The organism is Kribbella sp. CA-247076 (assembly GCF_050942445.1).
In the GTDB taxonomy this organism is placed as follows: Bacteria; Actinomycetota; Actinomycetes; order Propionibacteriales; family Kribbellaceae; genus Kribbella.
In genome coordinates this window covers 3,931,469-3,950,116 of sequence record NZ_CP192051.1, presented here as the reverse complement: position 1 = coordinate 3,950,116, position 18,648 = coordinate 3,931,469, and the positions used below count along the sequence as shown (strand labels likewise).

The 18,648-nt window shown below is 70.7% G+C and carries 17 protein-coding genes; 7 read left to right on the top strand and 10 right to left on the bottom strand.

Translation table 11 applies throughout. The features are described from left to right. Complete coding sequence (locus tag ACQPYZ_RS18755) at positions 1-801, bottom strand: ArsR/SmtB family transcription factor (protein WP_433157363.1); 801 nt, start codon at positions 799-801, stop codon at positions 1-3. A gap of 109 nt (positions 802-910) precedes the next feature. Here ACQPYZ_RS18755 and ACQPYZ_RS18750 point away from each other — a divergent pair, with 109 nt between their 5' ends. From ACQPYZ_RS18750 to ACQPYZ_RS18740, 3 genes are read left to right on the top strand one after another with little or no spacing between them, the layout of a single operon-like run. Next, positions 911-1,702 carry a GNAT family N-acetyltransferase gene (locus tag ACQPYZ_RS18750; RefSeq protein ID WP_433157361.1) on the top strand — a complete coding sequence of 264 codons (792 nt, stop codon included), beginning with the start codon at positions 911-913 and terminating at the stop codon, positions 1,700-1,702. Positions 1,703-1,711: 9 nt separating this feature from the next. Further along, positions 1,712-2,464 (top strand): SDR family oxidoreductase, encoded by a 753-nt coding sequence (locus ACQPYZ_RS18745; protein WP_433157359.1) that lies wholly within the window; start codon positions 1,712-1,714, stop codon positions 2,462-2,464. Positions 2,465-2,517: 53 nt separating this feature from the next. Further along, positions 2,518-3,228, top strand: a complete 711-nt coding sequence (locus ACQPYZ_RS18740; protein ID WP_433157356.1) for a MerR family transcriptional regulator — start codon at positions 2,518-2,520, stop codon at positions 3,226-3,228. A 5-nt stretch (positions 3,229-3,233) separates the two neighbouring features. On the opposite strand, the gene ACQPYZ_RS18735 is transcribed toward ACQPYZ_RS18740, so the two are convergent. After that, entirely contained in the window at positions 3,234-4,790 is a 1,557-nt protein-coding gene (locus ACQPYZ_RS18735) for an adenylate/guanylate cyclase domain-containing protein (protein WP_433157354.1), read from the bottom strand. A gap of 84 nt (positions 4,791-4,874) precedes the next feature. On the opposite strand from ACQPYZ_RS18735, the gene ACQPYZ_RS18730 reads away from it, so the two are divergent. Further along, on the top strand, positions 4,875-6,236 hold the full coding sequence (locus ACQPYZ_RS18730; RefSeq protein WP_433157352.1) for a CapA family protein: 1,362 nt from the start codon (positions 4,875-4,877) through the stop codon (positions 6,234-6,236). On the opposite strand, the gene ACQPYZ_RS18725 is transcribed toward ACQPYZ_RS18730, so the two are convergent. Continuing rightward, positions 6,233-7,219, bottom strand: a complete 987-nt coding sequence (locus ACQPYZ_RS18725) for a M28 family metallopeptidase (protein WP_433157350.1) — start codon at positions 7,217-7,219, stop codon at positions 6,233-6,235. The genes ACQPYZ_RS18730 and ACQPYZ_RS18725 overlap by 4 nt on opposite strands. Before the next feature lie 129 nt (positions 7,220-7,348). Here ACQPYZ_RS18725 and ACQPYZ_RS18720 point away from each other — a divergent pair, with 129 nt between their 5' ends. Both ACQPYZ_RS18720 and ACQPYZ_RS18715 read left to right on the top strand, forming a co-directional pair. Next, the gene (locus ACQPYZ_RS18720; protein ID WP_433157348.1) at positions 7,349-9,115 is read left to right on the top strand and encodes a M1 family metallopeptidase; all 1,767 of its coding nucleotides are present in this window, start codon (positions 7,349-7,351) and stop codon (positions 9,113-9,115) included. Between the two features lie 105 nt (positions 9,116-9,220). Then, a complete protein-coding gene (locus ACQPYZ_RS18715) occupies positions 9,221-9,748 on the top strand; it encodes a TrmH family RNA methyltransferase (protein ID WP_433157345.1) in 528 nt (175 codons plus the stop codon). On the opposite strand, the gene ACQPYZ_RS18710 is transcribed toward ACQPYZ_RS18715, so the two are convergent. After that, a complete protein-coding gene (locus ACQPYZ_RS18710; RefSeq protein ID WP_433157342.1) occupies positions 9,713-10,603 on the bottom strand; it encodes a GNAT family N-acetyltransferase in 891 nt (296 codons plus the stop codon). The two genes, ACQPYZ_RS18715 and ACQPYZ_RS18710, sit on opposite strands and share 36 nt — an antisense overlap. A gap of 98 nt (positions 10,604-10,701) precedes the next feature. Between ACQPYZ_RS18710 and ACQPYZ_RS18705 the strand changes: the two genes are divergently transcribed. After that, a complete protein-coding gene (locus ACQPYZ_RS18705) occupies positions 10,702-11,382 on the top strand; it encodes a GntR family transcriptional regulator (protein WP_433157339.1) in 681 nt (226 codons plus the stop codon). Here the strand turns inward: ACQPYZ_RS18705 and ACQPYZ_RS18700 are convergent. The 6 genes from ACQPYZ_RS18700 to ACQPYZ_RS18675 are packed head-to-tail and all read right to left on the bottom strand — an operon-like array spanning position 11,364 to position 18,600. Continuing rightward, complete coding sequence (locus ACQPYZ_RS18700; RefSeq protein WP_433157336.1) at positions 11,364-13,121, bottom strand: gamma-glutamyltransferase family protein; 1,758 nt, start codon at positions 13,119-13,121, stop codon at positions 11,364-11,366. The genes ACQPYZ_RS18705 and ACQPYZ_RS18700 overlap by 19 nt on opposite strands. After that, positions 13,118-14,095: an ABC transporter ATP-binding protein gene (locus ACQPYZ_RS18695; protein WP_433157334.1), complete on the bottom strand. Its 978-nt coding sequence runs from the start codon at positions 14,093-14,095 to the stop codon at positions 13,118-13,120. Before ACQPYZ_RS18695 ends, ACQPYZ_RS18700 begins: the two co-directional genes overlap by 4 nt. After that, positions 14,095-15,090, bottom strand: a complete 996-nt coding sequence (locus tag ACQPYZ_RS18690; protein WP_433157332.1) for an ABC transporter ATP-binding protein — start codon at positions 15,088-15,090, stop codon at positions 14,095-14,097. The genes ACQPYZ_RS18695 and ACQPYZ_RS18690 overlap by 1 nt, the downstream gene beginning before the upstream one ends. Continuing rightward, on the bottom strand, positions 15,087-15,971 hold the full coding sequence (locus ACQPYZ_RS18685; protein ID WP_433157330.1) for an ABC transporter permease: 885 nt from the start codon (positions 15,969-15,971) through the stop codon (positions 15,087-15,089). Before ACQPYZ_RS18685 ends, ACQPYZ_RS18690 begins: the two co-directional genes overlap by 4 nt. Continuing rightward, positions 15,971-16,924 (bottom strand): ABC transporter permease, encoded by a 954-nt coding sequence (locus tag ACQPYZ_RS18680; protein WP_433157328.1) that lies wholly within the window; start codon positions 16,922-16,924, stop codon positions 15,971-15,973. Before ACQPYZ_RS18680 ends, ACQPYZ_RS18685 begins: the two co-directional genes overlap by 1 nt. Continuing rightward, positions 16,921-18,600 (bottom strand): ABC transporter substrate-binding protein, encoded by a 1,680-nt coding sequence (locus ACQPYZ_RS18675; protein WP_433157325.1) that lies wholly within the window; start codon positions 18,598-18,600, stop codon positions 16,921-16,923. Before ACQPYZ_RS18675 ends, ACQPYZ_RS18680 begins: the two co-directional genes overlap by 4 nt. Positions 18,601-18,648: the final 48 nt, after the last annotated feature.

Here is an 18,648-nt window from a genome sequence, read left to right as displayed (position 1 = left end):
TCAGCTGGCGGTCTCGAGACGCAGCTCGGGAGTGGACTCGACGAAGGACTTCAGGTCGGAGATGAGCTCGACCCAGCCCTCGCGGACCAGCTCGCGGATCGCGCTGCCGGGCTCGAAGCCGGAGTGGACGAGGGTGAGCTTGACCTGATCCCCGGCCGGCTCGAGCTCGAAGGTCGCGGTGGACAGCGGCTCCTGGCGGGCGCGTTCGTAGACGTCGTCGTCCAGGTCCACCGCCTTCGCGAACTCCGGCGTCATGTGGTGCCAGGTGTAGGCCAGCCGACGGTACGGGTCGTACTCGACGACGGTCTGGCCGGGGCCCTCGATCCGGACGTCCCCCTGGTACCAGACGAGCTCGGCGCCCGCCGTCCACTCGGTCTCGAAATGCACGCCCCAGTACTGCTTGGTGAACTCGGGGTCGGTCAGCGCCCGCCAGAGCCGCTCCGGCGTGGTCTTGATGTAGGTCGTGTAGACGAAGTCGTTGTCGCTCATGGTCTCGGCCTCCAGAGCCGTCTTGAGATCGGCGAACAGTTGCACCCGCCGGCGGTCGTACTGGTTGATCCAGCGGTCGGCGATGGCGTTGATCGGCTCGGCGTTGAGGTAGTGCAGCTTCTCGCGCCCACGCCACACGGTGGCGACGAGATTCGCGCCCTCGAGCACGGCGAGGTGTTTGCTCACCGACTGCCGGGCCATGGCGAGGCCGGCGCAGAGCTCCCGCAGGGTCTGACCGTTCTGCGCGTTCAGCCGGTCGAGCAACTGCCGGCGGCTCGGGTCGGCCAGCGCGCGGAACACCTCGTCGTCCATCGCCCTCCGCTCCGTTCATGCAGCCGTCTGGCTGCATGAATGACATTAGGCAGCCGGGCGGCTGCATGTCAAGCAATCCGGTTGACGCTGCCTGGACGATGAGCGGGTGATGATCAACAGCCTGGGCTTCCGTACCGATCTCCTGCTGCTGGAGCTCGGCGGGAGTGACCTCGCGGACACCGGCGAGTACGTCGTCGTGCGGTCCCCGGACAACCCGCACTTCTGGTGGGGCAACTTCCTGCTGTTCCGGACGCCGTTCGCGCCCGGTGACGTGCAGCGCCGGCTGGACGCGTTCCGGGCCGAGTTCCCGGCCGCCGAGCACGTTGCCTTAGGCATCGATACGGCGGACGGCGTGGTTGGCGCCGAGGACGAGGTGGTCGCGGCCGGGTTCGACATCGGCCGGGACGTGGTGATGACGGCGAGCGCCGTCGTACCGCCGGCCCGGCCGAACGACGAGTCGACGTACCGCCGTCTGACCTCCGAGGACGACTGGGAGCAGCTGGTGCAGCTCGGGCTGGCGACCGCGCCGATGGAGGTCGACGACCTGTACGCCGAGTTCACCCGGCGACGGGTGGCGAGCAAGCGGAAGCTGGTCGCGGCCGGGCACGGGACCTGGTTCGGGGCGTTCGACGGCGACCGGCTGCAGAGCTCGCTCGGGCTGGTCTTCGACGGCCGGGGGCTGGCGCGGTTCCAGAGTGTGCAGACGCATCCGGACGACCGGAACCGGGGGATCGCGAGCACACTCGTCCATCGCGCGTCGACGTACGGGCTGACCGAGGGTGGGGCGCGGACGTTGGTGATGGTCGCGGATCCGGAGTACCTGGCGATCCGGCTCTACCGGGCGCTCGGGTTCACCGACACCGAGACGCAGTTGCAGCTCTCGATCCGGCCGGCTTCGTAGGCTGGGGGCATGACGGACACTGACGTACGGCGTGGGGTCGTTCTGATCACCGGTGGAAGTCGCGGGATCGGGGCCGCGTCGGCGGTCGCGCTGGCGGCCGACGGCTGGGATGTCGGCGTGAACTACCGGACCCGCGCGGACGAGGCGGCGCGGGTGGTCAAGGCCTGCGAGGAGCTCGGGCGGCGAGCCGTGGCGGTCCAGGCGGACGTCGCGGAAACGGATCAGATCGAGCGGCTGTTCGACACCGTGACCGCGGAGCTGGGTCCGATCGGTGCCGTCGTCAACAACGCCGGCGTGGTCTCGCCGTCCGGCCGGGTCGCGGAGTACGACGCCGCGCGGCTCGAGCGGGTGTTCCGCATCAACACGATCAGCGCGATCCTGGTCGCGGGCGCGGCGGTCCGGCGGATGTCCACGGCGTACGGCGGCTCCGGCGGTGTGCTCGTCAACGTGTCGTCCCGGGCCGCGGTGCTGGGGTCGGCCGGTGAGTACGTCGACTACGCGGCGAGCAAGGCCGCGGTCGACGCGCTGACCGTCGGCCTGGCGAACGAGGTGTCGAAGGAAGGTGTCCGCGTGCTGGGCGTCCGGCCGGGCCTGATCGAGACCGACATCCACGAGGAAGGCCGCCTCGAACGGATCGGCACGACCCCGCCACTCGGCCGGCCGGGCAAGGCCGAGGAGGTCGCCGAGGTGATCGCCTTCCTCGCCTCCGACCGCTCCTCCTACATGACCGGCTCCACCGTCGACGTCGCCGGCGGCCGCTGACCGCGATCGTCCGGCGGCTGACCGAGTCAGGGTTTCGAGAGGGAGGTACGGCGGTGGGATTGCGGCCGGTGGATCTGGCGCGGCGGGCCGGGATCTCGACGCAACTCGTGCGCAACTACGAGGCGGCGGGGATCCTGCCGCCGGCGCCGCGGTCCGAGACCGGGTACCGGCAGTACGGCGAGGAACACCTGTCGGCGCTGCTGACCTATCGGGCGCTGGCACCGGGGTTCGGGGCCGAGGTGGCGACCGAGATCATGCTGGCCGTGCACGCGGGTGACGAGGCGCTCGTGTATCGGCTGGTGGACGCGACACATGCCGGCCTGCACCAGTTGCGCACGGCGACCGATGCGGCCAGTGAGGCCCTGGGCGCGGCGGCCGCCGAGTTCCTCGACGACGCGCCGGTGGCGGGTCCGTCCTTGTTGGTGGGGGAGTTGGCGCACCAGTTGGGCGTGCGTACGTCGGCGCTCCGGGTGTGGGAGGCAGCCGGGCTGCTGGAGCCGACGCGCGAGCCGGGGACCAAGTACCGGCGCTACGGGCCCGAGCAGGTGCGGGACGCGCGGATCATCCACATGCTGCGGCAGGGGCGCTACTACTTCGAGCAGATCAGGCCGGTGCTCGAGGGCTTACGTCGTACCGGCAGCACGGAGGCTTTGCGGGCAGCGATCGCGGAACGCCGGGCCGCTCACGACCAGCGCACCAAGTCCATGCTGTACGGCGCCGCCCTCCTGCACCAACTGATCGAGGAGAAGCGGCTACTGGGGTAGTCGAGTCACTGTGGGACGGCCAGATGGGTTGGTTGCTGGCGGCCGCGGACGGTCACCTGCTCTCCCGGCCGCCACTGCGCGGCCTCCGCGGGCGCCGCCTCCTCGACCGCCGTCATGGACGCGATCAGCCGTCCCGGAGTCGTCTTGGCCAACTCGCTCAGGCGGGACGCCTCGTTCACCGGGTCACCGATGACCGTGTACTCGTGCCGCCGTACGTCGCCGACCGTGCCCGCGACCACGATCCCCGCCGTCACCCCGATCCCGGCGCTCGCCTCCGGCAGCTCGTCGGCCAGCCGCTGGGCGAGCGTACGACCGGCCTGCAGCGCACTGCCCGCGGCGTCGGGCAACTCGGCCGGGGCACCGAAGACGGCGAGCGCGGCATCACCGGCGAACTTGTTCACGAACCCGTCCTGCCGCACCACCTCCTCGACCACGATCGTGAAGAACCGGTTGAGCAGCTGGACCACCTCGGTCGGCGTCCGGTCCGCCGCGAGCTCGGTCGAGCCGACCAGGTCGACGAACAGGACGGCCGCGAACCGCTCCTCCCCGCCGAGCCGGTCGCTGCTCAGCGCCTCCTGCACGACCTCCGGACCGACGTACCGCCCGAACAGGTCGCGGATCCGCTCGCGCTCCCGCAGGCCTTCGGCCATCGTGTTGAACCCGGCCTGCAGCGACCCGAGCTCGGTCCCGTCGAACACCGGGATACGGACGTCCAGCTGCCCGTCGCCGATCAGCGTCAGCGCGTGCCGCACCGACCGGACCGGCGCGACCACCGACCGCGCCGACAACAACGTCAGCAGCCACCCGTTGCCGATGGCGACGATGCCGAGGGCAAGGATCATCACCGACAGCCGGGTCGGGGAGACGTCCTGCTCGATCAGCGCGAGGACCGCGGCCAGCATCAGGCCGGCGACCGGCACCCCCGAGCCGACCGCCCAGAAGAAGACCGTCCGCGCCTTCAGCCCGGCGGCGAGCAGGCGTCGCGGCGGAGGCGAGTCGGCGAGCGCCCGGGCCGCGACCGGCCGGAGCGCGAACTCGGTCAGCAGGTACGAGACCGAACAGGTGATGATCGCGCCGTCGAAGATGGTGACCGCGATCCGCAGCGCGTTCTCCGGCTGCAGCACCACGGTGAGGACGGTGAAGAGCACGCAGGCCAGCAGCCACAGGAAGACTTCGATCAGGGTCAACCGGAACGGCAGTTGCAGCGTCGCGATCTGCTCCTTCCGGGTGGCCGGCCGGTCCTCGTCGACCCAGCGCGTGACCCGGCGGGCCAACCGGGTGCTCCAGACGACGCCGACCACGACCGCGAGCACCACGTACGCCGGGATCGCGATCCGCTCGACGTACTGCAGCTCCTCGACGAGCGGCGGACCGGGCAGCACGAAGATCGCCAGCGCGAACACGATCGCCGCGCCGATGACGTTGGTCCCGATCGAGAAGGTCGTCATCAGCACCTGCAGCCGGAACCGCAGCATCCGCGGGCTCTGGTCGGCCGGTCCGAGCAGCCAGGAGCCGAACGGTCGCCGCTTGAGCACCAGCTCCGGACTGCCCTGGGGGATCATGCTCACAGTCTGCTAGGTCGCACCCCCGATTCCGCAACCGCCGTACCGGGCTGTGGAGATTGAAGGCCCGGCTACCGTGGCGCTATGGCCGCGCGGTGGCAGGTCTCGCTGGCCGCTCTGGCAGCGGCCGCCCTGGTCGCCTGCTCGGACACTGCCAGACCCAGTACGACGCCAACTACGACGTCGGCCACACCGACGGCCGCGCCCGCGAGGCCGTCGCCAAGTGCAACGATCCCGACCACACCCGCCACCACGCAACCGTTGGTCCTGGCGATCCACCCGACCCGCGCCGCACAGGACATCGACCTCACCACTGCCCGCTCGATCGTCCGCGGCACAGTCAGGTCCTGGCGAGGCTTCCGGGTCGGCTCCCTGCGCCAGGCGCAACGGTCGACCACCACGCTCGCCTTGGTGCCCGCCTCCGCGGCCGGCCCGTCCATCCGCCCAGTCACGATCGCCGGCATCGACCCCTTCAAGGACCCCGCCCGCTACCCGCTACGCACACCAGGACCGCAGCCGACAGCCCCAGTGATCGACCTGACGGCAGGTGGCGATGTCATGCTCGGCCGCCGCGTCGCCACCGCCGCGGCCAGGACCGGTGACGTCTCCCGACCGCTGCGCGCGATCGGCCCGCGGCTGGCTTCGGCCGACCTAACCGTGCTCAACCTGGAGAGCACGCTGTCCCGAGCGGGTACGCCGCAACAGGGAGGCGACTCGTTCGCCGCGCCACCCGGTGTCGTCGCCGGACTGCGGGCAGCGGGCGTCGACGTACTCTCACTGGCCAACAACCACACCGGCGACTTCCAGCAGCGCGCACTACTCGAGACTGTCCGGCTGGTGCGCGCGGGTGGTATCCAGCCGGTAGGTGCTGGCGGCAACCTCACGGAAGCGGCTCGGCCGGCCATCGTGGAGCGAGACGGGGTCCGGTTCGGGTTCCTGGCCTTCAACGCGATCGGGGAGACGCCGCGCGCGACGGCGTCCAGCGCCGGCGCGTTCAGCCTGCGGATGCCGCCGCGGACCGGGCCGCTCAACGCCGGTGACCTGGCCACCGTCACCCGGGCGGTGACGGCGCTCAAGGCGGCCGTCGACGTGGTCGTCGTACTGCCGCACTGGGGACAGCAGTACACGCACACGCCGGTGCCTGCGCAGCGTACGGTGGCTGACGCGCTCACAAAGGCTGGAGCGGACCTGGTGATCGGTGGGCACCCGCACTGGGTGCAGAGTGTGCAGTTCCTGCCAGGCAAGGTGGTCGCGCACTCGCTGGGGAATCTGGTGTTCGACATGGACTTCTCTCAGCAGACGCAAGAGGGCGTGCTGCTGGAGCTCACCTACTGGGGCAAGTCGCTGAAGGCGGCCCGGCTCACGCCGTACGTGATCGGGAGCGACTTCAGTCCGCGCGTGGTGACGGGCACGCGGGCCGAGCAGATCCTGAGCGATCTGCGCTAACTGGCGAGCCAGGCGGCGACCACTCGACCCATGCGGCCGAGCTGGGCGGGGGAGACGACCCGCGGGAGGTCGCGGGCGCTGTGGTACTCGGCGTACGGCGTACTGCCGAGGCGGACGCCTGGTAGGCCGGAGCGGACGAACGACCAGTGGTCACTCGACCGGTTCACGCAGGCCCGGCTGGGCACGCGCGCACGGGCCGCGGCCGCGCGGAGTTCGTTGCGCAGGGCCACGTCGTCGGCCTGAGCGGAGCAGATCGGTACGACGGTGCCGACGCCTACCCGGTCGAGGGAGACCATGCCGCGGAGTGCGCGGCGTTGCGCGGGCGGCAGCGAGGCGACGTACGCGCGGGAACCGTAGTGGTGCCGGTTGTCGCCGGGGCCGCGGGGTTCTTCGGCGCCGAAGGCAACGAACACCGTAGGGAGGCGGTGCCTGAGGTTGGCTGTGCCGAGGAGGACGGAGACGCCGGATGCGTTGTCCTCGGCGCCCGGGGCCTGGGGGACGGTGTCGAGGTGGGCACCCACGATGCGGTGCGGCGTCGCGGGGTCGAAGCCGGGCTTGGTGGCGATCAGGTTCCAGGTGGTGCCGGCGCGGACCGGGACCCCCCACGAGTTGCCCGCCGGGACTCGCAAGGCCTGGCGGCGGGTCTGGTAGCCGAGGGCGCGGAAGCGTTGCTCCAGCCAGGTCAGACCCTGCAGATACGCCGGACCGGTCGCTTCCCGGGGACCGAGGCCGGCCAGGTACCGCACGGTGCTCATGGCGGCCGCGCTGTCGAAGGTGGCCGGCCGGGGCGACACCTCGGGCGTCGGTGGGGCCGACGTAGGGGAGGGGACCGGCGACCGCGTCGAGGGTGCGGCCGATGTCGACGGCGTGGACGGCGAGGTCGGCGCTGGGCGTGGGGCACTCGGGCTGGTGCACGCCGCGGCGGCCAGCAGGGTGAGGACGGCGGCCAGCGGTCGGGTGGCGGCCCACAGGTTTCCCCGCATGTGTCCAGGGTGCCGGTCTGATCAAATGTGGGCCTTTTGGCACGGTGGTGCGGCTGGCCCAGATTGGCCGTCCCAACCGGGCCGGCCGTGGGTAATGTTCCCCGGACACCTCACTCGGGGAGTAAATCCGTGACGCACGATCGCCACTCGTACGCCGAACCTGCCCTGGTTCGGACCACCCACCTCGACCTCGACCTCGAGCTGGACTTCAGCGAGAAGGTGCTGTCCGGCAGCGCCACCCACACGCTCGCCTGGACCGGTGCCGGTGACCGGCTCGTGCTCGACACCCGGGACCTGACGGTGCTCGCGGTCGAGGGTGCGACCGCGGACGGCTGGGAGCCGCTCGAGTACAACCTCGCCGTACCGGATCCGGAGCTCGGCTCGGCCCTGCACGTCCGGACCGCGCGGCACGAGCGCGTGCGGGTCAGCTACCGGACCGCGCCGACCGCGACCGGTCTGCAGTGGCTGGAGCCGTCGATGACCGCGGGTGGCGTGATGCCGTTCATGTTCAGCCAGTCGCAGGCGATCCACGCGCGCAGCTGGGTGCCGGTGCAGGACACGCCGGGCGTGCGGTTCAGCTACGCCGCGCACGTCACCGCTCCGCCGGAGCTGATGGTGCTGATGAGTGCCGACAACGGTACGACGTCCCGCCGCACCGGCTCGTACGACGTGGTGATGCCCGAGCCGATCCCGTCGTACCTGCTCGCGATCGCGGCCGGGGACCTGGTGTTCGAGCCGATCGGCGACCGGACCGGCGTGTGGGCCGAGCCGGAGCTGGCCAAGCGGGCGGCGACCGAGTTCGCCGACACCGAGGAGATGATGCGGGTCACCGAGGCGCTCTTCGGCCCGTACCGCTGGGGCCGCTACGACCTGCTCGTGCTGCCGCCGTCCTTCCCGTACGGCGGGATGGAGAATCCGCGAATGACGTTCGCGACCCCGACCGTGGTGATCGGGGACAAGTCGCTGGTCAGCGTGGTCGCGCACGAGCTCGCGCACAGCTGGTCGGGCAACCTGGTCACCCAGGACAGCTGGGACGACATCTGGCTGAACGAGGGCTTCACGTCGTACGTCGAGAACCGGATCGTCGAGGCCGTCTACGGCACCGAGTTCGCGGTGATGGAGACGGCGATCAAGCAGCACGCGACCGTGGTGAAGCTGGATCCCCTGACGCCGGCCGAGCTGGCGATGGAGCTGCCCGGGCTGAACCATGGGACCGAGTACCACGGCACGACGTCCTGCGGTCCGCTGAAGGGGTCGTGGTTCCTGTCCTGGCTGGAGGAGCGGTTCTCGCGCGAGGTGTTCGACCCGTTCCTGCGCGGGTACTTCGACCGCTTCGCGTTCCGCAGCATCAACTCGGCGGACTTCGTCGCGCACCTGCGCGAGCGGCTGCTGGACCCGAACCCGGGGGTCGTGACCGAGGCCGAGCTGGCCGCGTGGCTGGACGAGCCGGGCATCCCAGCGTTCGCGCGCCGGGCGAGGTCGGAGCGGTTCGAGGCCGTCGACCGGTCCCGGGACAACTGGCTGGCGACCGGTGAGCTGCCGGCCGGTGCGGCCGGCTGGACGACGCAGGAGTGGCTGCGCTTCCTGGACGCGGCGCCGGACATGCTGAGCGCCGAGCAGCTGCACCAGCTCGACCGCGCCTTCGGCCTGACCGGTACGGCGAACGGCGAGATCGCCCGGCGCTGGTACCAGATCGTCGCCGCGAGCAGCTACGAGTCGTCGTACGCCGAGATGGCGTCGTTCCTCACCCGCGTCGGCCGGATGAAGCTCGTCCTGCCGGTCTACCGCGCCCTGGCCGGCACCGACCGGGCCTTCGCCGCCGAGGTCTTCGCCAAGGCCCGCCCCGGCTACCACCCCATCACCACAGCCGCCGTCCAGAAAATTCTCGGCCAGTAGTCACGTATCCTGGCTGCCGCAAACCCCAACGAAGGCCCGGGCGCGCCGCGAAGCGCCCTCGCAGATGACTCAGATGCCTGCCGGGAGGATAGTTCCGGCCGTTCGATGAGCGGCCCACAGGTCCGGGTGCGGAGCCCGAAGGACCTGAGGCACCAAAGACGCCGCCGGTCCCACTCCTGCTGGGACCACCTGCTGATCGCTCCGCTGTGGCCGAAGCATGATGTCAACCTTGGCACGCTGCTGCGCACGTGTGATGCGGTCGGGGCGTGCCTCGCCGTACCGAAGCTGCCGTGGGTGCCGGACGCGCTTGCCCGCGGCAACACGCTGCGGCGCCGCACCTGCGTGCACTGGACCGGCCACGATCCGGTCCGCTGGCTGATCGATCAGAAGACCCGCGGCGGCACCACGATCGTCGGCGTCGAGCTCGCCGACGAGTCGATCCGCCTCGCCGACCTGCCGCCGGCCAGGAATCGTACGGTCGCCGTCCTCGGTCACGAGCGGACCGGGATCCCGCCCGAGGCGCTCGACCAGCTGGATCAGGTGGTCGAGATCCCGATGATCGGTACCGGTGCCAGCCTCAACGTGGCCGTCGCCGGCTCACTGGTCCTCTACCGGCTGGCCGGGCTCGTGTAGCGCGAGCGTACGGCGGTTGTCGGTGTGGGTGGGGCGGTAGCCGAGGTGGTCGTTGATGCGGCGCATCGGGGTGTTCGTGCTCACGGTGTCGGTCAGGAGGCCCTCGAGATCCGGGAAGCGGGCGCGGGCTCGGCGGATCTGTTCGGCCTTCATCCACAGCGACAGGCCATGGCCGCGATGGGCCGGGACTACGGCGGTGCCGTAGTGCTGCGCGTCGCCCTTCCCGTCACCTGGTACGACGAGCTCGGTGAAACCGACGATCGTCCCGGCCGGGTCGACGGCCGCGACCGTGGTCAGGTGCTCACCGCGTTCCTCGATCACCCGGGCGGCGTACCGGGTCCGCTCCACGTCCCACGCGTCCTCGCCGTACGCGATGTCGCCGGTCGGTGCGTCGTCCATCCCGGCCCGGGCAGCCGTGAAGCTCTGCGCCCACTCGTGCGGTACGACGCCCGTCCACGACACCAACCGGTAGCCGGGCGACCCCTCGACCACCGGATCGGCGAGCGCGAGCTCGAGGCGCGCGTAGATCAACGTGAGTCCGACGGTGAAGCCGTGGTGCTCGAGGAACAGGTCGCCGGCTGAGCCCACCCGGGCGTCGGCCAGGACCGTACGGACCTCGTGGCCGCGCGCCGCCGCGACGACCGCCGCGAGCAGCTGCGAGCCGATCCCGCGCCGCCGCTCGGCCGGATGCACGGTGAGCTCCAGCTCGGCCAGGTGCTCGTGCGACGAGCGGCTGTTGAGCCGGAGGAACGCGGAGCCGACCGGATTGCCGTCGCCGTCCGCGGCGAGCCAGGCGATCCGGCGGCTGAACGGCCGGAAGTCGGGATCCGTCAGGGGAGTCAGTGTGATGCTCAAGCCGCCAAGATAGCGCCGCCCCGGGAGCACATGCCGCCGTTCGCACCGATCGGCTAGCGTGCTGCGAACAGTGGGCACGGGGGAGAGGAGACGGTCGGGTGGACCACACGGGTGAGGTGCGGACGATCGGTGGCGACCATGTCGCGCTGCGCGAGCAGGTCCTCGCGGAGCTCCGCCGCCGGATCGTGGACGGTGACTACGCCCAGGGCGAGCGGCTGACCGAGACCCGGCTGGCCGACGACTTCGGCGTCTCCCGCAACCCGGTCCGCGAGGCGTTGCGGGTGGTCGAGGCCGAGGGGTTCGTGCACATCCTGCCGCGGCGGGGTGCGGTCGTCGCGACCCTCGACGAGACCGCGGTCCGCGACCTGTTCGCCGTCCGCGGCCAGCTCGAGACGCTGGCCGCCGGGCTGGCGGCCGAGCGGGCGACGCCGAAGGACGTCGACCGGCTGCGTCGGCTGCTGGACGACGCGAGCGCGGCGACCGAGGACAAGGACTTCGACCGGGTCGCCGAGCTCAACAGCGCCTTCCACCGAGCGGTGATCGCGGTCAGTGGCAACCGCTGGCTGCTCTCGATGTCCGCCGCGATGTACCACCACGTGCACTGGGTCTTCCGCGTCGGCGCCGCGCAGCGCGCACCGCACTCGTGGGAGGAACACATCCGCCTGGTCGACGCCATCGCCGCCGGCGACAGCGCGGCCGCGACCAGGGCCGCCCGCCTGCACGTCGAGGCCGCCGCGAAGGCGGCGCTCAACGGCGGGACTCAGCGCCCGACGGCGTAGCCCTGCATCCCTCGCGGGTTCGCCGCCGCGGCGAGGACGCCGTCCGCTTCCTTGCGTACGGCGCACAGGCGGCCGAGGCTCCACGCGTCGCCCTCGGTCACGACATGTCCCCGGCGGACCAGCTCGTCGCGGATCGCCGGACCGAGCCGGCTCTCCATCACCAGTCCACCCGGCTCGGTCGCGCGCGGGTAGAACGACGACGGGAAGCCGGTCGTGTGCCACGCGGGCGCGTCGATCGCCTCCTGCAGATCCATCCCACCGCCGAGATGACGCAGCAGGAACAGCAACTGCCACTGGTCCTGCTGGTCCCCACCGGGCGATCCGCACGCGAGTACCGGCTGCCCGTCCCGGAGTACGAGCGTCGGCGTGAGCGTCGTCCGCGGACGCAGACCGGGGGCGAGGGAGGACGCGAGCCCCTCCTCGAGCCAGAACATCTGCAGCCGGCTCCCGAGGCAGAATCCGAGCTCCGGGATCGTCGGCGACGACTGCAGCCAGCCGCCGCTCGGCGTCGCGGAGATGACGTTGCCCCAGCGGTCGATCACGTCGACGTGGCAGGTGTCACCACGGGTCACGCCCTCGGCCGAAACGGTCGGCTCGCCGGTCGTGGCGTCACCCAGGTCATTGCCGCTGGCAACCGATGGCAGGCGCGGCTCGCGGCCGTCCGGGCGACCCGGCCGCAGCTCCCTCGACGCCTCCGGCCCGATCAGCTTGGCACGCTCGGCGGCGTACGCGGGGGAGAGCAGCGTCTTCAGGGGTACGTCGGCGCCGTCGCCGTACCAGGCCTCGCGGTCGGCGTACGACAGCTTCATCACCTCGACCGTGGTGTGCACACCGTCGGCGCTGTCCAGGTCGACGTCACCGAGCTCGGCGAGTACGGCGAGCGACTGCAGCAGCGCCGGCCCCTGGCCCCACGGGCCGGTCTTGGCGACGGTGTACCCGTTCCAGTCGAGCGTTGTCGGCTCCTCCCAGGTCGCCGCGAAGCTCGCCAAGTCCTCGCCTGTAATCAGCCCGGAGTGGTCCTCGCCGCTGGAGTCACGGTGCGGCAGCCGGGAGAACTTGTCGATCTCCTCGGCGACGAAGCCTTCCCGCCACGCCCTGCGGGCCCCGTCCACGTGCGCCTGCCGGTCCGCGCCGACGGCCTCGGCCTCGGTCACCAGCCGCTCGAGCGTGGCGGCGTACGCCTCGTTGCGGAACCTCCCGCTCGGCGCACGCCCGTCCTTCAACCAGAGTGCCGCCGACGTCGGCCAGTGCTGCTCGAACAACTCCTGCACCGTGCCGACCGTCTCCCCGACCCGCGGCACGAGCGGATGCCCGTTCCGCGCGTACTCGATCGCAGGCTCGAGTACGACGCGCAGCGGCATGCTGCCGTGGTCACGCAGCAGGAGCAGCCAGGCGTCGACAGCAGCTGGCACGGTCGCGGCCAGCGGACCAGACCCGGGGACGAGGTCGAGCCCGAGCGATTGGAAGTGCTCGATGGTCGCACCGGCCGGAGCGACGCCCTGCCCGCACAGCACCCGCGGGGTCGGGTCGTCGGCGGTGGCGATGATCGCCGGCACCTCCCCGCCCGGGCCGTTGAGGTGCGGCTCGACCACGTGCAGCACGAACCCTGCGGCCGCACCGGCGTCGAACGCGTTGCCACCGAGCTCCAGGATCCGCATGGCCGACTGCGACGCCAGCCAGTGCGTGGACGAAACCATCCCGAACGTGCCGCGCAGGGTTGGCCGGGTGGTAAAGGTCATCGAGTTGCTCCTTCGACTGTGCGGACATCGGGGCCGGTGCCGTCGTCGGCGACCAGGTGACACGCGACCTCGTGTCCACCTTCGCCTATTACGCGGTGCTCCGGGATGACTGTCCGGCAGGTGTCGATCGCCACCGGGCACCTGGTGTGGAAGCGGCAGCCGCCGGGCGGGTCGATGGCCGACGGCAGGTCGTCGCCGAGCAGCACCGGCTTGCGAGCGCGCTGCTCCGCCGGACGGGGGACAGGGGCGGCTGACAGCAGGGCCTGGGTGTAGGGGTGCGCGGGCGCACCGAAGATGCGGGCACGTGGCCCTTGTTCGACCAGTTGGCCCAGGTACATCACCGCGACCTCGTCGGCCAGGTACTCGACCGCGGACAGGTCGTGCGTGATGAACAGGCAGGCGAAGCCCAGGTCCCGCTGGAGGTCGGCGAGCAGGTTGAGCACGGCTGCCTGGACGGAGACATCCAGTGCACTCGTCGGCTCGTCCGCCACGAGCAGTCGGGGCTCCGAGATCAGTGCGCGGGCAATGCTGACGCGCTGGCGCTGACCGCCGGACAACTCGTGCGGTGCGCGCTGTGCGACCTCGGGACGAAGGCCGACCCGGCGTAGCGACTCCGAGACCTTCGCAGGGATGTCCTTGCGACGCATGAGGCGTAGGGGCTCGCCGACGATGTCTCCGACCGACAACCGAGGGTCGAGCGAGCCGGCCGGGTCCTGGAAGACGATGGACACGTCGCGTCGATGTGGACGCAGCTGCCGTCGGTTCAGGTGAGTGATGTCGATGCCCGCGAGCCGGATGGTCCCTCCGGTCGGCTCCAGCAGCCGCACGATGCAGCGACCGACAGTGGACTTGCCGGAACCACTCTCACCGACCAGCGCGACCACAGACCCCTGGCGGATCCGCAGCGTCACCCCGTCGACTGCCCGGACCGGCCCGAAGTGCATGACGAGGTCTTCCACCTCCAAGGCGTCCATCACACCTCCACTGGTTCTCTGACCGGGTTCCAGCACGCGACCCGGTGCGGACCAGGTGTCAGTTGCGGCTCGGACGACGTACAGGTGTCGAGTGCTCGCGGGCAACGGTCGGCGAACGTACACGCGTCGGGCTGCTCGGACAGGACCGGGACAAGGCCGGGGATCTCGTTGAGGCGGTGGGACTCCGCGTGCCGGCCGGCGGCGGGCGACGCGCCCAGGAGGCCGGCGGTGTACGGGTGCTGCGGGTGGTCGAACAGCTCGTGGACCTCGGCGGTCTCGACCACGCGTCCGGCGTACATCACGGCGACCCGGTCCGCGAGGTCCGCGACCACGCCGAGGTCGTGCGTAATCAGCACGATGCTGGTCCCGAGCCGCTCCCGCAACTCCCGCAGTACGTCGAGGATGCCGGCCTGGATCGTGACGTCCAGCGCGGTCGTCGGCTCGTCGGCGATCAGCACCTTGGGATCGCACGCGACCGCCATCGCGATCATCACTCGCTGCCGCATGCCGCCGGACAGCTGGTGCGGGTAGTCGCCGATCCGGCGCTCGGCGGACGGGATGCCGACCAGTTTGAGCAGCTCGACCGATCGGTCGCGGGCCGCCTGCCGGCTGAGGCCGATGTGGGTCCGCAGCACCTCGCCGATCTGGTGGCCGACGGTGAAGACCGGGTTCAGCGAGGTCATCGGCTCCTGGAAGATGTACGCGACCTCCCGGCCGCGGATCGATCGCAGCGTGCGCTTGTCGGCCCCGATCAGTTCGACACCGTCGAGTTTCACCGAGCCGTCGACCGTGGCGGTCCGGGGGAGGAGACCGGCGAGGCTCATCGCCGTCACGCTCTTACCGCAGCCGGACTCGCCGACCACGGCGAGCACCTCACTCTCACCCACCGCGAAACTCACCCGGTCCACCGCCGACACAGGGCCGTCTTCGGTCCGGAACGTGACAGAGAGGTCGTTGACATCGAGCACCTGCTGGCCGTTCGACGATGCAGTCATCGGCGGCTCGCTTTCGGGTCGAGAGCGTCGCGCAGACTGTCGCCGACGATGTTGAACGCCAGCGTGAGCAGCATGATCGCGACGCCGGGCATCACCGCGGCCCACGGCGCGCGGGCAGCGAACTGCTGCGCGTCGGACAGCATCGTGCCCAGGCTCGGCGCCGGCGGCTGAATGCCGAGGCCCAGGAACGACAGCACGGCCTCGCCGAGGATCGCCGCCGGGATCGCGACCGTGGCCTGGACGATGATCACCGAGGCCGCGTTCGGCAGGATGTGCCGGCCGAGCACCCAGGCGTCGCCGGCGCCCTCGACGATCGCGGCGGCGACGAAGTCCAGCGACTTCAGCCGCAGCGTCTCCGACCGGACGATCCGGATCACGCCGGGGATCTGGGCGATCCCGATCGCGATCGCCGCATTTCCGAGGCTCGCACCCCGGATCGCGGCCAGCCCGACGGCCAGGATCAGGAACGGGAAGGCCAGCACCAGATCGGTGAACCGCGAGATCAGCGCGTCCAGCGCCCGGAAGTACCCGGCCATCAGCCCGAGCGGTACGCCGATCACGAGCGACGTCGCGACCGCGAGCAGGCCGACGTGCAGCGAGGCCCGCAGCCCGTACATGATCCGGGCGAGCACGTCCCGGCCGAGATCGTCGGTGCCGAGCAGGTAGCCGGCTGTCCCGGGCGGCGCGAACGCCTGGTCGAGCTGCGTGTCGGTCGGCTCGTGCGGCGCGAGCCAGGGAGCGAACACCGCGAGGATGATCGCGAGCCCGAGGACGGCCAGGCCGGCGATCGCGAGCGGGTTGCGCAGCATCCGCCGGACCACCCGGCGCCGATTGCTACGCAGCGGCGTCCCCGCGCTGACGGTGACGTCGGTGACGGCCATCAGGCGTCACCCCGCACCCGGATGCGTGGATCGATGACGGAGTACAGCAGGTCCACGAGCAGGTTGATCAGGATGTACGCCGCCGCCGTCACCAGCACGACCGCCTGGATCACCGGGTAGTCGCGCTGGAAGACCGCGTCGACGGTCAGCTTGCCGAACCCGGGCAGCGCGAAGATGCGTTCGGTGACCACGGCGCCCGAGATCAGCGCGCCGAGTTGCAGGCCGACGATCGTGATCACCACGATCAGGCTGTTGCGGAGCGCGTGCCGGCCGATGACCGCGCGCGGCGAGAGGCCTTTCGCCTCCGCCGTACGGATGTAGTCGGCGCTGAGAGCGTCCAGCATCGACGAGCGGGTCTGCCGCATGATGACCGCTGCCAGGCCGGTCCCGAGGATGAGCGCGGGCAGGATCAGGTGGTGCAGGTTGCCGACCGGGTCGGTGAAGAACGGCACGAACCCGGACGCCGGGAACAGGCCGAGCGCGACCGACAGGTAGAGGATCGCCATCAGGCCGAGCCAGAAGTTCGGCACCGACAGGCCGAGGAGGGCGAGCGCGTTCGCGGCCCACTCCGCCGGGCGACCCCGTCGTACGGCGGCGACGACGCCGGCACCGACGCCGATCACGCTGGCGACCAGGATCGCCAGGACCGACAGTTCGATGGTGACCGGCAGCGCGTTCGCGATCATCGTGGTGACCGACTCGCCGGTCCGGATCGACTGGCCGAGATCACCCCGGGCCGCGTGGCTGACGAACTGCCAGAACTGCACCAGCAGCGAGTCGTCCAGCCCGTACTGCTCGCGGATCGCCTGCAACGACTCCGGGTCCCGGTCCTCGCCGGCCAGCGCGAGCGCCGGGTCTCCCGGCAACGCGCGCACGCCGACGAAGACGACGATCGTTGCCAGGATCAACGTGACGATCGACTGCCACAACCGGCCGAGGAGATACCGCCTCACTTCGCGAACCCGGCGAACGCGGCCCGCAGGACCCCGTCGGGGTAGACCTGGATGCCGAGGACCTTCTTGGACACACCGGTCAGGTTGCGCTGCCGGTACAGGTAGATCAGCGGGAAGTCCTGCTGCAGCTTGGTGACCACATCACCGTACAGCTTGATCCGCTCGGCCTTGTCGGTCGACTGCCGGGCGTCGGTCAGCAGCTTGTCCACCTCGGGGCTGCTGTAGCCGGCCACGTTCTGGCTGCCCTCGGAGCCGACGAAGTTGTAGATGTTCGCGTCCGGGTCGACCCGGCCGGACCAGCCGAGCTGCAGCAGCTCGAAGTCCCCACGGTCCTGCTGGTCGAGCAGCGACGCGTACTCGACCGGCTTGATCACCAGATCGAAACCGCCGTCCTTGACCATCGCCTGCAGGGCCTGCGCGAGCCGGAGGCTGTCGGGGTTGTTCGAGGTAATCATCGTGACCTTGTACGGCGTACTCGCGCCGGCGTCGGCCAGCAACTGCTTCGCCTTGGTCGGGTCGTGCGGCGGGCACACCTGGACGGCGTCGGAGGTGAACTCGCTCTTCGGCGAGACCGGTGAGCACGCGACCGTGTTCAGGCCGTTGAAGATCGACTTCACCAGCGCCTCGCGGTCGACCGACAGCGCGAGCGCCTGCCGGATCCGCGGGTCCTTGGCGATCGGGGTCTCCAACTGCTTCAGCGGGTTGCCGATGCCGTTCGCGTTCGCGATGTTGACGGTCAGGCCCTGGTACCCGAGCGACTGCGACTGCAGCACGGTCATCGTGCTGTCCTGCTGCAGGCTCGGCGCGTCCTGGGTCGACAGCGAGTCGGCGACCTGGGCGTCACCGGACTTCAGGTTGGCCGAGCGGATGCTGGAGTCGGTGATGATCCGGTACTCGATCGCGTCCAGGTGCACCTTCGCGGCGTCGTAGTACTGCGGATCCTTGACCACCTTGATCGAGTTCTGCGCGACCCGGCTGGCGAACTTGAACGGGCCGACGCACACCGGCGCGGTGGAGAAGTTCGCGCCGAGCTTGCTCACCGCGGCCGGGCTGAGCACCATGCCGGCCCGGTCGGCGAGCGCGGCGGTCAGCGGCGCGAACGGCTTCGACAGCTTGATCACCACGGTGTTCGGGTCGGGCGTCTCGACCGCGCTGATCGGGCCGAGCTCGCTCTTGCGGCCGGAGCCGGGCAGAGTGAGGCCGCGCTCGATCGAGACCTTGACCGCGTTCGAGTCCATCGTGCCGCCGTCGGCGAACTTCACGCCCTGCTTGAGCGGGATGGTCAGGCTGAGACCGTCGGCGGAGATCGTCGGCAGCGCGGTGGCGAGCTGCGGGACGATCTTCGCGTCCGGGCCGAGGTCGTACAGCTTCTCGCACATCGTGTGGAAGACGTACCGCGAGTAGAGGCTGCGCGACAGCGACGGGTCCAGCTTGTCCGGATCGGCGGACAGGGCAACGGTCAGCGTGCCGCCGGGCTTCACCTGCCCCGGGTCCGCCGGGTCGCCGAACACGTCCTGCCCGCCGCCGGTCTGCTGACTGCTGTCGCCGCCCTCGCTCCCGGCCGGCTCGACCGGGGAGCAGGCCGTGCCGATCAGCGCCAGCGCGATCACCCCGGCGGCAACTCCGGCGAGCGCGGAACTGGAGCGGTTCAGTAAGGACGGAAGTCGAGTAGTCATCACGTGCTCCTGAGTAGGCGGTCTCGTCGACTGTTTCATGTATACAAG

What these genes read in the sequence shown, in the direction of transcription:
- ACQPYZ_RS18755 (WP_433157363.1), bottom strand. Translation starts at nt 801, where the DNA reads ATGGACGACGAGGTGTTCCGCGCGCTGGCCGACCCGAGCCGCCGGCAG.
- ACQPYZ_RS18750 (WP_433157361.1), top strand. Translation starts at nt 911, where the DNA reads ATGATCAACAGCCTGGGCTTCCGTACCGATCTCCTGCTGCTGGAGCTC.
- ACQPYZ_RS18745 (WP_433157359.1), top strand. Translation starts at nt 1,712, where the DNA reads ATGACGGACACTGACGTACGGCGTGGGGTCGTTCTGATCACCGGTGGA.
- ACQPYZ_RS18735 (WP_433157354.1), bottom strand. Translation starts at nt 4,790, where the DNA reads ATGATCCCCCAGGGCAGTCCGGAGCTGGTGCTCAAGCGGCGACCGTTC.
- ACQPYZ_RS18730 (WP_433157352.1), top strand. Translation starts at nt 4,875, where the DNA reads ATGGCCGCGCGGTGGCAGGTCTCGCTGGCCGCTCTGGCAGCGGCCGCC.
- ACQPYZ_RS18725 (WP_433157350.1), bottom strand. Translation starts at nt 7,219, where the DNA reads ATGCGGGGAAACCTGTGGGCCGCCACCCGACCGCTGGCCGCCGTCCTC.
- ACQPYZ_RS18715 (WP_433157345.1), top strand. Translation starts at nt 9,221, where the DNA reads ATGAGCGGCCCACAGGTCCGGGTGCGGAGCCCGAAGGACCTGAGGCAC.
- ACQPYZ_RS18700 (WP_433157336.1), bottom strand. Translation starts at nt 13,121, where the DNA reads ATGACCTTTACCACCCGGCCAACCCTGCGCGGCACGTTCGGGATGGTT.
- ACQPYZ_RS18695 (WP_433157334.1), bottom strand. Translation starts at nt 14,095, where the DNA reads ATGGACGCCTTGGAGGTGGAAGACCTCGTCATGCACTTCGGGCCGGTC.
- ACQPYZ_RS18690 (WP_433157332.1), bottom strand. Translation starts at nt 15,090, where the DNA reads ATGACTGCATCGTCGAACGGCCAGCAGGTGCTCGATGTCAACGACCTC.
- ACQPYZ_RS18685 (WP_433157330.1), bottom strand. Translation starts at nt 15,971, where the DNA reads ATGGCCGTCACCGACGTCACCGTCAGCGCGGGGACGCCGCTGCGTAGC.
- ACQPYZ_RS18675 (WP_433157325.1), bottom strand. Translation starts at nt 18,600, where the DNA reads ATGACTACTCGACTTCCGTCCTTACTGAACCGCTCCAGTTCCGCGCTC.